Origin of the sequence: Pseudomonas sp. SIMBA_067, assembly GCF_046534675.1 — a bacterium.
GTDB lineage: Bacteria > Pseudomonadota > Gammaproteobacteria > Pseudomonadales > Pseudomonadaceae > Aquipseudomonas > Aquipseudomonas putida.
Genome location: NZ_JAWRYH010001276.1, coordinates 1 through 238 on the forward strand (window position 1 = coordinate 1; position 238 = coordinate 238).

The 238-nt window shown below is 59.2% G+C and carries 1 pseudogene; it reads left to right on the plus strand.

What is annotated here, in order from left to right:
* Positions 1-238 (plus strand): annotated as a pseudogene (locus SB765_RS33410) (TonB-dependent siderophore receptor); the annotation flags it as partial.

Below are 238 nucleotides of genomic sequence, written 5' to 3' on the forward strand. Positions count from 1 at the left end.
GACGTTACGCCAGTGAAGGTGGCGGTGCGGGCACGCTGGATGTCACCGGCCCGCTGGGCAACGGCTTCGCCTTCCGGCTGATCGCCGAAAAGCAGAATCAGGATTACTGGCGCAACTTTGGCAGTGAAGAGCACACACTGCTGGCACCCTCTCTGCAATGGTATGGCGAGCAGGCAAGTTTTCTGATCAGCTATGCCGACTACCGCTATGACATTCCCTACGATCGCGGCACGGCCTT